This window comes from Shewanella sp. FJAT-52076, from assembly GCF_019457455.1.
GTDB classification, from domain to species: Bacteria; Pseudomonadota; Gammaproteobacteria; order Enterobacterales; family Shewanellaceae; genus Shewanella; species Shewanella zhangzhouensis.
The window spans coordinates 1,175,874-1,190,122 of record NZ_CP080415.1; the positions used below are offsets into that span (position 1 = coordinate 1,175,874).

At 56.0% G+C, this 14,249-nt stretch carries 13 protein-coding genes; 11 read left to right on the forward strand and 2 right to left on the reverse strand.

Annotated features, from left to right (window positions below):
• Window positions 1-332: 332 nt before the first annotated feature.
• Window positions 333-2,000, reverse strand: coding sequence for an energy-dependent translational throttle protein EttA (gene ettA / locus K0H79_RS05140; RefSeq protein WP_220077539.1), 1,668 nt, complete (start codon window positions 1,998-2,000; stop codon window positions 333-335).
• 242 nt (window positions 2,001-2,242) lie between these two features.
• On the opposite strand from ettA, the gene glyA reads away from it, so the two are divergent.
• The 11 genes from glyA (at window position 2,243) to K0H79_RS05195 (ending at window position 12,311) form a co-directional block, all read left to right on the forward strand.
• Window positions 2,243-3,496 carry a serine hydroxymethyltransferase gene (gene glyA / locus K0H79_RS05145; RefSeq protein ID WP_220077540.1) on the forward strand — a complete coding sequence of 418 codons (1,254 nt, stop codon included), beginning with the start codon at window positions 2,243-2,245 and terminating at the stop codon, window positions 3,494-3,496.
• A 104-nt stretch (window positions 3,497-3,600) separates the two neighbouring features.
• Window positions 3,601-4,050: a transcriptional regulator NrdR gene (gene nrdR, locus K0H79_RS05150; RefSeq protein WP_126166148.1), complete on the forward strand. Its 450-nt coding sequence runs from the start codon at window positions 3,601-3,603 to the stop codon at window positions 4,048-4,050.
• A 53-nt stretch (window positions 4,051-4,103) separates the two neighbouring features.
• Window positions 4,104-5,246, forward strand: a complete 1,143-nt coding sequence (gene ribD, locus K0H79_RS05155; RefSeq protein WP_220077541.1) for a bifunctional diaminohydroxyphosphoribosylaminopyrimidine deaminase/5-amino-6-(5-phosphoribosylamino)uracil reductase RibD — start codon at window positions 4,104-4,106, stop codon at window positions 5,244-5,246.
• A 37-nt stretch (window positions 5,247-5,283) separates the two neighbouring features.
• The gene (locus tag K0H79_RS05160; RefSeq protein ID WP_220077542.1) at window positions 5,284-5,937 is read left to right on the forward strand and encodes a riboflavin synthase; all 654 of its coding nucleotides are present in this window, start codon (window positions 5,284-5,286) and stop codon (window positions 5,935-5,937) included.
• A 110-nt stretch (window positions 5,938-6,047) separates the two neighbouring features.
• Window positions 6,048-7,154, forward strand: coding sequence for a bifunctional 3,4-dihydroxy-2-butanone-4-phosphate synthase/GTP cyclohydrolase II (gene ribBA / locus K0H79_RS05165; protein ID WP_220077543.1), 1,107 nt, complete (start codon window positions 6,048-6,050; stop codon window positions 7,152-7,154).
• 133 nt (window positions 7,155-7,287) lie between these two features.
• Entirely contained in the window at window positions 7,288-7,764 is a 477-nt protein-coding gene (gene ribE, locus K0H79_RS05170; RefSeq protein WP_011759135.1) for a 6,7-dimethyl-8-ribityllumazine synthase, read from the forward strand.
• 15 nt (window positions 7,765-7,779) lie between these two features.
• Window positions 7,780-8,184 (forward strand): transcription antitermination factor NusB, encoded by a 405-nt coding sequence (gene nusB, locus K0H79_RS05175; protein ID WP_220067073.1) that lies wholly within the window; start codon window positions 7,780-7,782, stop codon window positions 8,182-8,184.
• Window positions 8,185-8,280: 96 nt separating this feature from the next.
• Window positions 8,281-9,240, forward strand: a complete 960-nt coding sequence (gene thiL, locus K0H79_RS05180) for a thiamine-phosphate kinase (RefSeq protein ID WP_220067074.1) — start codon at window positions 8,281-8,283, stop codon at window positions 9,238-9,240.
• Window positions 9,240-9,737, forward strand: coding sequence for a phosphatidylglycerophosphatase A (locus K0H79_RS05185; RefSeq protein WP_220077544.1), 498 nt, complete (start codon window positions 9,240-9,242; stop codon window positions 9,735-9,737). Before thiL ends, K0H79_RS05185 begins: the two co-directional genes overlap by 1 nt.
• Before the next feature lie 204 nt (window positions 9,738-9,941).
• Entirely contained in the window at window positions 9,942-11,468 is a 1,527-nt protein-coding gene (locus tag K0H79_RS05190) for a nodulation protein NfeD (RefSeq protein WP_220077545.1), read from the forward strand.
• A gap of 60 nt (window positions 11,469-11,528) precedes the next feature.
• On the forward strand, window positions 11,529-12,311 hold the full coding sequence (locus tag K0H79_RS05195; protein WP_220067077.1) for a slipin family protein: 783 nt from the start codon (window positions 11,529-11,531) through the stop codon (window positions 12,309-12,311).
• A 1-nt stretch (window position 12,312) separates the two neighbouring features.
• On the opposite strand, the gene K0H79_RS05200 is transcribed toward K0H79_RS05195, so the two are convergent.
• Window positions 12,313-14,130, reverse strand: coding sequence for a thiamine pyrophosphate-binding protein (locus K0H79_RS05200; protein ID WP_220077546.1), 1,818 nt, complete (start codon window positions 14,128-14,130; stop codon window positions 12,313-12,315).
• Between the last annotated feature and the right edge of the window lie 119 nt (window positions 14,131-14,249).

Consider the following 14,249-nt stretch of genomic DNA (forward strand, 5'->3'; position numbering starts at 1 on the left):
GGCACTAATCGAGCCTGCGCCACTGCTACTTAAGCCTGCACCAAAGCTGTGGGCACGCTGGGAGCTCCTGCTCTGGTGGGAGAAAAACCGGGTCAGTACAGACTTCACTCGATACCTCGGGAATGGATTCAAGCGATGCCCCAATAGCATCACCTTTGCTGCCAATGGGCCGCAGTATAACTCCGAAAAAGGAGCCGTCGGAGCGAATAGAGAAAGAAACGAGCTAAAAACGACAAGGCCAGAATTTTTGCAAGTTAATGATAAGTATGAATAAATAAAAAAGGAGACCCGAAGGTCTCCTTGATGGTTCAAGCCATGCGCTTATGCCGGACTTATTTGGTCATGCGCTTGTACTTGAGGCGATGCGGCTCAACCACATCGGTGCCGTAGGTGTTCTTCAGCCAGGTAGAGTACTCGGTGTAGTTACCTTCGTAGAAGTTCACCTGACCCTCATCACGGTAGTCGAGGATGTGGGTACAGATACGGTCGAGGAACCAACGGTCGTGCGAAATCACCATGGCGCAGCCGGGGAATTCCAGTAGGGCTTCTTCGAGGGCACGCAGGGTTTCCACGTCCAGATCGTTGGTTGGTTCGTCGAGCAGCAGCACGTTGCCGCCGGCCTGCAGCAGCTTGGCCAGGTGCACGCGGTTGCGCTCACCACCGGAGAGGGTACCGATGATTTTTTGCTGATCCGCGCCACGGAAGTTAAAGCGGCCCACGTAGGCACGGCTTGGGATTTCCATGTTGTTGATGCGCATGATGTCCTGGCCGCCGGAAATTTCTTCCCAGATGGTGGCCTTGTTGTTCATGGAATCACGGAACTGCTCAACCGAGGCGATTTTCACGGTTTCACCTATGTCGATTTCGCCGCTGTCTGGCTGCTCGGCGCCGCTCAACATGCGGAACAGAGTCGACTTACCGGCACCGTTGGCACCGATAATGCCCACAATGGCGCCCTTGGGCACGGTGAAGGACAGGTTGTCGATAAGGATGCGATCGCCGTAGCTCTTGGTGAGGTTACGCACCTCAATTACCTTGTCGCCGAGACGTGGTCCGGGCGGAATAAACAGCTCGTTGGTCTCGTTGCGGCGCTGGTAGTCAGAGTTGTTCAGCTCTTCGAAGCGGTTCATACGCGCCTTGCCCTTGGACTGACGGCCCTTGGCACCCTGACGCACCCACTCAAGTTCCTTGGAGATGGTCTTTTGACGGGCGCTCTCGGTGGCGGCCTCCTGCTTCAGACGGGCATCTTTCTGCTCCAGCCAGCTCGAATAGTTGCCCTGCCAGGGGATACCTTCACCGCGGTCAAGTTCCAGAATCCAGCCAGCGGCGTTATCGAGGAAGTAACGGTCGTGGGTAATGGCCACGACTGTGCCTGAGTATTCCTGCAGGAAGTGCTCAAGCCAGGCCACAGACTCGGCGTCCAGGTGGTTGGTGGGTTCGTCAAGTAGCAGCATCTCGGGCTTTTCGAGCAGCAGGCGGCAGATGGCCACACGGCGGCGCTCACCACCCGACAGCACTTCAATCTTGGCATCCCACTCCGGCAGACGCAGGGCGTTGGCGGCGCGCTCGAGGATGTTGTCCAGGTTATGGGCATCCTGAGCCTGAATGATGGCTTCCAGTTCACCTTGCTCTTTGGCCAGGGCGTCGAAGTCGGCGTCCGGCTCGGCATAGGCGGCGTACACTTCATCGAGGCGGGTCAGGGCGCGCTTGGCTTCGCCAACGGCTTCTTCGATGGCTTCACGCACTGTCTGGTTCGGGTCAAGCTGTGGCTCCTGGGGCAGGTAGCCAATCTTAAGACCGGGCATGGGGCGGGCTTCACCTTCGATTTCGGTGTCGATACCGGCCATGATGCGCAGCAATGTGGATTTACCCGAGCCGTTCAGACCCAGAACACCAATCTTGGCGCCGGGGAAGAAGCTTAGGGAGATGTCTTTAAGGATTTGCTTCTTGGGCGGCACGATTTTGCCAACCCGCAGCATGCTGTAAACAAACTGAGCCATGTCGTCTCTCTGCGATTTACAAATAGAATTAAGCGCTGAAAATTGGCCGAAGTTTACCAAGTCGGGGCACTATTCTCCAGATGGCGATGTGAAATCCCATCCCGTTACGGGTTGTTTTGATGATGAAACACAGTCATCGGCACAGAGAGGGATTTTCATCATATTGCGGCTGGGATTGTGATCAATTGCAGAGTAGAATACCGCGCAACCCTACCTATAAGATTTGCCAGCTGGAGTGACCAATGCTGAAGAAGACCATGAATATTGCCGACTATGATCCCGAGCTGTTCAAGGCGATTGAAGACGAAACCCTTCGCCAGGAAGAGCATATCGAGCTGATTGCCTCCGAGAACTACACCTCTCCCCGCGTGATGCAGGCTCAGGGGTCACAGCTGACCAACAAGTACGCCGAAGGTTACCCTGGCAAGCGTTACTATGGTGGTTGTGAGTATGTCGACATCGTGGAAACCCTGGCCATCGAGCGCGCCAAAGAACTCTTCGGTGCCACTTTCGCCAACGTACAGCCACACTCCGGCTCACAGGCCAACAGCGCCGTGTACATGACCCTGCTGCAGCCAGGCGACACTGTACTGGGCATGAACCTGGCCCACGGTGGTCACCTGACCCACGGCTCACCGGTAAACTTCTCTGGCAAACTGTACAACATCATTCCTTACGGCATCGACGAGTCCGGCAAGATTGACTACGACGAAATGGAGCGTCTGGCCGTTGAGCACAAGCCAAAGATGATGATTGGCGGTTTCTCTGCCTACTCTGGCATCGTTGACTGGGCCCGCATGCGTGAAATCGCCGACAAGATTGGCGCTTACCTGTTCGTGGACATGGCCCACGTGGCTGGTCTCGTGGCCGCCGGTGTGTATCCAAACCCGGTTCCACACGCTCACGTTGTGACTTCTACCACTCACAAGACCCTGGCCGGTCCACGTGGCGGTATCATCCTGTCTGCTGCCAATGACGAAGACCTGTACAAGAAGCTGAATTCAGCGGTATTCCCAGGTGGTCAGGGCGGCCCATTGATGCACGTTATCGCCGGTAAAGCGGTAGCCTTCAAAGAAGCGCTGGAGCCTGAATTCAAGGTGTACCAGCAGCAGGTTGTGACCAACGCCAAAGCCATGGTGGAAGTGTTCCTCGAGCGCGGTTATAAGATTGTATCCGGCGGTACCGACAATCACCTGATGCTGGTTGACCTTATTGGCCGTGACCTGACCGGTAAAGAAGCCGACGCGGCTCTGGGCGCTGCCAACATCACTGTGAACAAAAACTCAGTGCCGAACGATCCTCGTTCTCCTTTCATCACCTCCGGTATCCGTATCGGTACTCCAGCCATCACCCGCCGCGGCTTTAAAGAAGCTGAAGCCCGTGAGCTGACACACTGGATCTGTGATGTACTGGACAATGCCAAAGATGAGAGCGTGATTGCACGCGTGAAAGGTCAGGTACTGGAACTGTGCGCTCGTTTCCCTGTTTACGGTTAACCTTTTAACCTGAATAGGATACACTCATGGCCGCTGCAATAGCGGCCATTTTTATTTGTATTGCGGTTCCATTTTGCCCTTCAATCAGCACGCCAGGAGGCCCCATGCACTGTCCATTTTGCAACGCAACCGACACCAAGGTGATCGACTCCCGTCTGGTGGGAGAAGGGCATCAGGTCAGGCGTCGGCGGGAGTGCACCGAATGCCACGAGCGTTTTACCACCTTTGAAGGCGCAGAACTTGTGATGCCAAGGGTGATTAAGCGTGATGGTACCCGTCAGCCATTCGATGATGAAAAGCTGCGCAGCGGCATGCTCAAAGCCGTGGAAAAACGCCCCGTGTCCATCGATCAGATTGACCAGGCGATGAACAAGATTAAGTCGACCCTGCGCGCCACCGGCGAGCGGGAAATCCCCTCAGAGATGATTGGCAACCTGATGATGGATAGCCTGATTGAGCTGGATAAAGTGGCCTATATCCGCTTTGCCTCAGTTTACCGCGCCTTTGAAGACGTATCTGAGTTTGGTGAAGCCATCGCCAGACTGCAGAAATAAGCACATCAGCAACAATCAGGGTTTCAGAAAAGACAGCAGCGCGGCAATCATCCATGAGCACATCCGTCACCAGCCAGTTTTCTCCACATGACCATGCCATGATGGCCCGCGCCATCATGCTGGCCAAACGTGGCCAGTACACCACCCGCCCCAATCCCAATGTGGGCTGCGTGATAGTGAATGACGCCGGTGATATCGTAGGTGAAGGCTGGCATGTCCGCGCCGGTGGCCCCCACGCCGAAGTGCATGCACTGAGACAAGCCGGAGACCGCGCCCAAGGCGCCACAGCCTATGTCACCCTCGAGCCGTGCAGCCATTATGGCCGCACTCCGCCCTGTGCCAAGGCGCTGATTGATAATGGTTTAAGACGTGTTGTTGTCGCCATGACCGACCCGAATCCGCAGGTGGCGGGCAGGGGGCTTAAGCTGCTCCAGGACGCCGGTATCGAGGTGGCCCACGGCTTGATGGAAGCCGAAGCGCGGGCACTGAACCCGGGCTTTTTATCGCGAATGGAGCGTGGCTGCCCGTTCGTTAGCGTAAAAGTGGCGGCAAGCCTTGATGGTAAAACCGCGCTCTCCAGCGGTGAGTCCAAATGGATCACCGGGCCCGAGGCGCGCCGTGACGTGCAAAGGCTGCGCGCCATGTCCTGTGCTCTGATCACCGGCATCGATACCGTACTGCTGGATGACCCCAGCCTCAATGTGCGCCATGGTGAGCTTGGCAGTCTGGCGGCAAGCCTGACGGAAGCCGAGCTTATCCAGCCTATCCGGGTTGTGCTCGACAGCCAGCGGCGCATGAGCGCCGATGCCAAACTGTTCGGTATTGCCGGCCCGATTTTACTGGTATCCGCTGAGCCCTACGATGCCCATTTTTTGCATTCATTGCCGGACTTTGTCACCTGTTTGACCCTGCCGGGTGGTGATGGCCGTATTGACCTTGCCGCGCTGCTTAAACACCTCGGTGAAAACTGCAACCGGGTGCTTGTGGAAGCCGGCGGTACCCTCGCCGGCGCTTTTATCGCCGCAGGACTTTGTGATGAGCTGGTGCTGTATCAGGCACCCAAGCTCCTTGGCAGCCATGGCCGCGATATGCTGCAGCTGCCTGATTATCAGACCATGGCCGAGTTGCCGGGTCTTAAGCTTATTGATGAGCGCAAACTGGGCCAGGATTGGCGCTTTACCTTCACTGTGGCCTGAGCGTCAGCAGCCGCTGCATCGAGCCTAAAGAGGATTTATGTTTACCGGGATCATTGAAGCCGTAGGCCATTTAAGACGAATCGATCGCAAGGGCGATGATATTCGCCTGACGGTAGCAAGTGGCAAGCTGGATTTATCTGATGTGCGCCTTGGCGATAGTATTGCCACCAATGGCGTGTGTCTGACTGTGGTGGAATGCTTTGCCGATGGTTATGTGGCTGATGTTTCAGCCGAAACGGTCAAGCTCACCGGTTTTGGCGAGTATCGCCCCGGTCAGGCGGTGAACCTGGAAAAGGCGGTTACCCCAACCACCCGCCTTGGTGGACACCTGGTCAGCGGCCACGTGGATGGCCGTGCGATTGTCGTCAGTCGCAGCCACCTGGGCAAAGCCATCGAGTTTTGGCTCGAAGCCCCCGCCGAACTTGCCCGCTATATCGCCCACAAGGGCTCCATCACCATCGATGGGGTGAGCCTCACCGTAAACGAGGTAGACGGCAGTCGTTTTCGTCTGACCATAGTGCCCCACACAGCCGGTGAAACCACCCTGATTGATTTGGCTGTAGGCGATAAGGTGAATCTCGAAGTCGATCAGATAGCCCGCTACCTCGAGCGCTTGATGCAACGTGGCGAAGAAACCGCGTCCGGCGGTGTAACCCTGGACTTGCTTGCCCGCAGCGGTTTTATGCGCTGAGGGCTGATGCGCCGGTCAGTCAAAGCACCGCTTTGTGCGTCCGGCCCTGTTTTTTGGCTCGCAGGCCGCTAAAATTCACAACACTCTTAAAAGAAAATAAAGGTCTTACAATGGCGCTACACAGTATCGAAGAAATCATCGAAGACATTCGTCAGGGCAAAATGGTTATTCTGATGGACGATGAAGACAGGGAAAACGAAGGCGACCTCATCATGGCCGCCGAACTGGTGACCCCGGAAGCCATTAACTTTATGGCCACCTATGGCCGCGGCCTGATTTGTCAGACCATGACCCGTGCCCGTTGCCAGCAGCTCAATCTGCCGCTGATGGTCAGTAACAACAACGCCCAGTTCACCACCAACTTTACCGTATCCATCGAGGCCGCCAAGGGCGTGACCACAGGGATCAGTGCCCATGACCGCGCCGTAACCATCCAGGCCGCCGTGGCCAAAGATGCCAAGGCCGCTGATTTGGTGCAGCCCGGCCACATCTTCCCCTTGATGGCCCAGGAAGGTGGCGTGCTGACCCGCGCCGGCCACACCGAAGCGGGCTGCGACTTGGCGCGCTTGGCCGGTCTTGAGCCATCCGGCGTAATTGTGGAAATCCTCAACGAAGACGGCACCATGGCCCGTCGTCCGGACCTGGAAAAATTCTCCGAGAAGCACGGCATCAAGATTGGCACCATCGCCGATTTGATTGAGTACCGCAACAACACTGAAACCACAGTGGTACGTGAAGCCAGCTGTAAACTGCCGACCCGTTTCGGCGAGTTTATGATGCACACCTTCCGCGACACCATCGACAATCAGCTGCACTATGCACTGGTCAAAGGTGACGTCAATGACAACGTGCTGGTGCGGGTGCACCTGACCAACACCTTCAACGATATCCTGCACTCAGAGCGGGATCAGGAGCGCTCCTGGCCGCTCGAGAAGGCCATGGCCCGTATCGGCAGTGAAGGTGGTGTGCTGGTAATCCTCGGTAACCATGAACATGACAGTGACATTCTGGCCAAGGTGAAAGCCTTTGAAGCCGAAGATCAGGGGCAGGCCGCTGCGCCCGCCAAGTGGCAGGGGACGTCCCGCCGCGTGGGTGTGGGCTCACAGATTCTGGCCTCCCTCGGGGTGCACAAGATGCGCCTGCTGAGTTCACCCAAGAAGTACCACTCACTGTCGGGCTTTGGTCTGGAAGTGACCGAGTACGTCGCGGGCGAGTAAGTAATTCACGATTTCAGTTAAATAGCATAGGGATTGGGGCAAAAGCCTGTGGTATGATAGCGCCACTTTTTGTCCCGGTCCGTCCGGGCGGATTGCACCAAGCCGGGTGCCTTAAGTTAAACCAGGTGAGAGAATGCACATAGTAGAAGGTCATATCGAAGCCAAATCTGCCAAGGTGGCGATTGTGGTATCACGTTTCAACAGTTTTGTGGTTGAGAGCCTGCTGTCAGGCGCCATCGATACGCTCAAGCGTTTTGGTCAGGTCAGCGAAGACAACATCACTGTAGTGCGCGTTCCGGGCGCCTTCGAATTGCCGCTCGCTGCCAAGAAAGTTGCTGCCTCAGGCAAGTTTGACGGCATCATTGCGCTGGGCGCCGTGATCCGTGGTGGTACTCCTCACTTTGACTTTGTTGCCGGTGAGTGCAACAAGGGACTGGCCCAGGTTTCTCTGGAATTCAACACTCCAGTGTCTTTCGGTGTATTGACCACAGATACCATTGAGCAAGCCATTGAGCGCTCAGGTACCAAGGCCGGCAACAAGGGCGGTGAAGCTGCTCTGGGCCTGCTGGAAATGGTCAATGTACTTAATGCTATTGATAAAGAGCTGTAATTAGTAGGAAAAATCATGAAGCCTTCAGAGCGCCGTAAGGCCCGTCGCCTGGCGGTCCAAGCCATCTATTCCTGGCAACTGAGCGGCAATAACGTTGCCGATGTCGAGCACGAGTTCCTGACCGAACAAGAGCTGGACGGTGTCGATGTTGCTTACTTCCGGGAATTGTTTGCTGGCGCTGCAACCAAAACTGCACAGCTGGATGAAAAGCTGAACCCCCTGCTCGACCGTCCTCTCGAGGAAGTGTCGCCAGTAGAAAAAGCCATTTTGCGCTTGGCTGTCTACGAGCTCACTTTCCGCAAGGACGTGCCTTACAAGGTGGTGATCAACGAAGCCATCGAGCTGGCCAAATCCTTCGGTGCCGAAGACGGACACAAGTTCGTTAACGGTATTCTGGATAAGCTGGTTGCACGCAACTAAATGACAGACGGTGCCTGAGGGTGCCGTTTTTCATTTTCGGGTGTTCATTTTTCAATGGGCTGGCGTGCCGACTTAAAGGCCGACGCCGGAGTGACAGTGAAAGAATTCCAACTTATCGATCAGTATTTCTGTGGCCGTGGCCCGGTGCGTCGGGATGTAAAACACGGTATTGGCGACGATTGTGCCCTGGTTCAACCGGCTGAGCACAAGCAGATTGCCATCTCCTGCGACACCCTGATTGAAGGGGTGCATTTCTTCAACGATATGCCTGCCTGGGCTCTGGGCTACAAGGCCCTTGCCGTGAACCTGTCAGACCTGGCCGCCATGGGCGCCGAGCCGGCCTGGTTTACTCTGGGGCTCAGTTTACCCTCTGTGGATGAAAGCTGGCTTGCTGCCTTCAGCGAAGGCCTGTTTGAAGCCGCCGAATATTATGGCATCGCGCTGATTGGCGGCGATACTACCCAAAGCCCGGTGAAGGTCATTGCCGTTACCATTAATGGGCAGGTGCCGGAAGGCAAGGCGCTGACACGCTATGGTGCCCGCAGCGGTGACTGGATTTATGTCACAGGTTCTCTTGGTGACTCGGCGTTGGGTTTGGATATCCTCAGAGGACGTCAGCAGAGTCGCCCCGAGTACAGTGAGTACCTGATTGAACGTCATTACCGACCAACACCCAGGGTGCTTGCCGGCCAGTCTTTGCGTGGCCTGGCATCCAGTGCCATCGACCTGTCTGACGGCTTGATGTCTGATCTTGGTCATGTGCTCAAGGCGTCCAACGTGGGTGCCTACATTGAAGTGGAAAAATTGCCGTTATCAAAGGCGATGAAGGACTCGGTGCCGCTCGAGCAGGCGCTGGGCTATGCGCTCACCGGTGGCGAAGACTATGAGCTGCTCTTTACCGTGCCAGAGGCGCAGCGCGGCGCACTTGAAATTGCACTGGCCAATGCCGGGGTGAAGTTTTTCCGCATCGGACAAATCACTGCGGGCAGCAACCTCAAGCTGACCCATAACGGTGAGCCATTTACACCGATGAACAAAGGTTTTGAGCATTTCTGATGGGTTGGCGCAGTCAAGATGAGGCGCTGTCGCGCCTGTCATTAAAGAATCCCTGGCATTTTCTCGCCCTTGGCTTTGGCAGTGGCTTGGCCAAAAAGGCCCCCGGCACTTTTGGCACCCTGGCCGCCATACCTCTGTACCTGCTGTTAAGCCCGTTGCCGCTGGTTTGGTACTTACTTGCCACCCTGATAGCGGTGTTTGCCGGTATTTACATCTGCGACAGGGCCTCCAAAGACATGGGCGTGCATGACCATGGCGCCATTGTCTGGGATGAAGTGGCGGGTCTTCTTATCACCATGATTGCGGCACCCGCTGGTATCGTCTGGCTGGTGGCAGGTTTCATCCTGTTTCGCATCTTTGACATACTGAAACCCTGGCCTATCCGTGTGCTGGATGCCAGGGTGCACGGCGGCTTGGGTATCATGGCCGACGACGTGCTCGCCGGACTATTTGCCCTGTGCTGCCTGCAGGGGCTTGCCTATTTGTTTGCAGGTTGAGCACCGCGGCTCTGCAGGTTGAGCACCGCGGCTCTGCGGGTTGAGCACCGCGGCTCTGCGAGCTCGCGCCTTTCTCTCTTTTTGATGCCATCCGGGCTATGCTTAAAGGGCACTGGTTTTAAAAGACAGTGGACAAACAGGCTCAGGCGCTTCTAAAGGACTGACATTGTAAGCACTCCAGACACTGAGCCTTGGGAGTCGCTTATGTTCAATAGGTTGTTCAGCCCCGCGGTATTCCGGTTTCAGGCCTCGATTGCCCGGTCTGTCACCTCGATTGTCCGGCTTGGGGCCTCGATAATCGGGCTGTTTATATTATTGCTCGCTCTGCTGCTCGGCGGTTTGAGCTCTGCTGTGGCGGCACGCCCTCCTGCTGCTTTTTCCTCCGGATTTATCTTAAGCGACGCCAATATCGCCAACATTGCAGGTATCACGCCTGTATCAGGTCGCGGCATCGACTCAAACCATTCTGCTGACTTCGTCGCTCAACTTGCTTCACACCCAAATGCGGGAGCCCAGGACCTCAATGGGGCTGTGGCGCCTGTGTGGCTGCTGGAGGTAAAAGGGGCCATTGGGCCCGGGGTCGCCGACTATCTTATCCGTACCCTGACCAAGGCGCACAAGCAGGCCGTTCCTCCCCAATTACTCTTGCTCACCCTGGATACCCCCGGGGGGCTGGTGGCAAGCCTCAGAGATATTAATCAGGCCATACTCGCCTCTGACATTCCGGTAGCCTGCCTGGTGTATCCCGCCGGTGCCCGTGCAGCCAGTGCAGGAACCTATATGCTGTACGCCTGTCATCTGGCAGCGATGGCGCCCACCACCAGTTTGGGGGCCGCGACTCCGGTACAACTCGGGCCGCCAATGGGGGGCGAAGAGAAGAATAAGGGAGGTGAACAGTCGGGAGCATCGGATATGGAGCGCAAGGTGCTTAACGATGCAGTGGCTTATATCAAGACGCTGGCAGAGCTGAGAGGGCGAAACGCTGAATGGGGCGAGCTGGCGGTGCGCGAGGCCGCTACTGCCACAGCGTCTGAGGCGCTGACGTTGGGGGTAATAGATTTGATTGCCACCGACCCCAAAGCCTTGCTTGAGGCCATTGATGGTCGACAGTTTATGATAAATGGCACACGCCATGTATTGAATACCAGCACGGCTGAGGTGCTGGATACCAGGCCCGATTGGCGCGCGACTTTTTTAAGCACTATTACCAATCCCAATGTGGCCTATGTGCTGATGATGCTGGGTATCTATGGCTTGCTGCTGGAATTTTACAGCCCGGGCATTGGTATCTCGGGTGTGGTGGGGGCTATCTGTTTGCTGGTTGCCATGTTTGCCCTGCAAATGCTGCCAATAAATTATGCCGGAGCGGGACTGCTGTTATTGGGGATTGGTTTGTTGGTGGCCGAATCTTTGGTGCCAAGTTTTGGCATCCTGGGATTTGGTGGGGTAGTGGCTTTCGTGCTCGGTTCACTCTTTCTTATCGACAGTGAGTTGGATGCTTTTCGCATAGCCTGGCCGGTGATCCTGGCACTGGCCCTGGCGAGTGCGCTGTTCTTTGCTTTGCTGTTATCCCTGCTCTTTAAACAGCGCCACAGTGCTGTGGTCAGTGGGACTGAGGCCATGCTGGGTGCCAGGGCACAGGTGCTGGAGGGTTTTCCCGGTAAAGGCCAGGTGCTTTTTATGGGAGAGCGTTGGCAGGGCCACAGTGAGCAGGCGCTGCAGCCCGGATAGAGTCAATCACCGGGCTCTTGCTGGAGCTTGGTCCGCTGGATGAATCTAAGGAGAAACAAGATGAATGAGGTTATCTCAAGTCTGCAGGTTTCTTTCAGCCTTCTGATGTTGCTGTTAGTGCTGTTAATTATTTCGATGTTTCGCATCCTGCGGGAATATGAGCGGGCTGTGGTCTTTATGCTGGGGCGTTTTTACCGTGTCAAAGGACCCGGGCTCATCATAGTTATCCCTGTGATCCAGCAAATGGTGCGGGTCGACTTACGCACCGTGGTGATGGATGTGCCATCTCAGGATGTCATCAGCCGCGACAATGTGTCTGTGAGGGTGAATGCGGTGCTCTACTTCCGGGTTGTGGATCCCAAGAAGGCCATTATCAACGTGGAAGACTTTTTGAGCGCGACCAGTCAGCTCGCCCAGACCACACTGAGATCGGTCTTGGGGCAGCATGAACTGGATGAGATGCTGGCCAACCGCGACATGCTGAATGCCGATATCCAGCGGATATTGGACTCGCATACGGACATCTGGGGGATTAAGGTCGCCAATGTGGAAATTAAACATGTCGACCTCAATGAAACCATGATCCGGGCCATCGCCCGCCAGGCCGAGGCGGAGCGGGAGCGGCGCGCCAAGGTGATTCATGCCCTGGGTGAGCTTGAAGCATCGGAGCAATTGGTTGCCGCTGCGGCCAAGTTATCCCAGGAGCCGAACGCCTTACTGCTGCGTTATCTGCAAACCCTGACGGAAGTCGCCGGCGAAAATAACTCCACCATACTCTTCCCCCTGCCGATTGAACTGCTCAATCATCTCAGCGGGTTAACATCGTCAAAGACGCCGCAATAAACTACTGAGCGTCTGTTGGTGGTAGATTGCCGCAGAGTGTATTCCAGCTGATCAGGGCCTCAGGATTGCCGTTTTTGGCGCTGATATAGGTATTCAACTTGATGGCGATGGGGCTTTGCTGCTCGGGCTCCGTGGAGGTAGGCACTTCTATGAGATGCAACCCACCACGGGTGGCTACTTCCAGCGCCTCATAGAGGCGGTCCACAGACTGGCACTGATGATATTCGCCGCCGTATGCGCCAATCAGTTTTGCCACATCAAACCTGAGATCGTTGCAGGCGTAAATGGGGGCGTCACCGCACTTACCGAGGTGAAAGACATTGTTGCGCATATACAAAATGATGAGGTTCGCATTCTGTTTTTGAAGATTAATCAACTCATTACACTGAAAATTAAAACCCCCATCGCCGGTGAGCAAGAGTATCGGCTGTGGGCTTCCTTTGGCATTGAGTTCGTCAGCGATGGCTCGGGCGTAGGGCAGGCTGGTGCCCATAGCTGCATACCAGGGGTTGGCGAGAAAACTGCGGCCCACATCTGAGCCCCTGGCTTCCAAAGCAAAGGCCGCGAAAAGAGCGTTACCCACCTCAGGTACCAGAATAAAGTCCTTCCCGGCTGCGCGCTGAAATTGGTTGATGGCCTCTGCAAGGTTGGCATATCCCAGGGGCGATAAGGTATCAGGAGCCAGTGCTTCGAAAAGGTCTTTATCCTGATTGAACAGAGCCAGGTTACGTATCGGCAGGTTAGCCATCTCCAGTGCGTCCATCACCGCCTGTAAATCCAGCTCCCAGCGGGCAGTACCCTTCAGCAGCGTCTTATTTGGATGTGTGTCGATGGCATGGGTGCCGCTGGCGAAGGCATTGTTGGTGTCTGAGTCATAGATGGCGGTGCCAAACTCAAGCACGTAATCCACGTTTGCTTCGATATATGCCTGGCCACGGCATTGGCTGAATACCCCATTATATGCCCCCATGCACAAGGGATGAGACTCATCGACCATGCCTTTGGCAAACCAGCTGGTGGCGTAGGGCAGCCCCAGGCGCTGGCAAAAATGCACAATACGCTGAAGCAAAGCCGTGTTCATTCGCAGGCGCTCCCCCAGATATACCAAGGGATGCCTGGCTCTCACCAGACGACTGCAGATATCGTCGGCGATGAGTCCTGCGCCTGCCAGATCCAGCCGGGTCGTCGCATTTAACTCATCAAGATCCTGGGGAAGTCGCAGGCTCTGCGTCGGTTGCCTGACGAGATCCCGCGGCACTTCGATATACACGGGCTGGCGGGTTTGCACCGCCTCGCACACCAGTTCAAAAAACCGCGCGGCTGCCACGTTGGGCTGTCCCTGATGGCGCTGTCCCTGCAGCCGCTCGGCTCGAATTCCCAGTGCCTTAAAGGCATTGAGCGCCGCATTGAGGTCGGTATGCCAGCCAGACCCCGGGTGCACCGTATGGTGCAGGGCATGGCCGTGTATTTCATTTTCACCGGGGGCGCCGGATAAGAAAATCACCGGCAGGCCCTCGGTACGGGCGAGAGCCGCGGCACTGACACAAGGTAGGCTTCCCACTGTGTAGGTTGTGAGGCAGGCTCCCAAACCGGTCAGCTCAGCCTGTGCACAGGCACTGAATCCGGCGTGCATTTCGTTACTGGAAGGCAGTACCTGCAGGGGACCATCGAGGGCATTGATAAGGTTTGCCACAAAATCGCCGCCGACCCCATAGAGGCGCTTCAAACCAAAAAAACACAGGATGTCGCAAAGGCTTTGTCCCAGGCTGGGAAGTTGTTCACTGTATGCCTGGCCCAGATTTTGAGAAATAGAAGTCATAAGTTATCCGCCGCGAAGGGGCAAGGCGATTGCCCAACAAATGCTCGCAGCTTAGGACCGAGACGGCTTTCGGATGTTGATGTGGATCATTTGCGGTGCATCTGCCCGGATAACTCGCT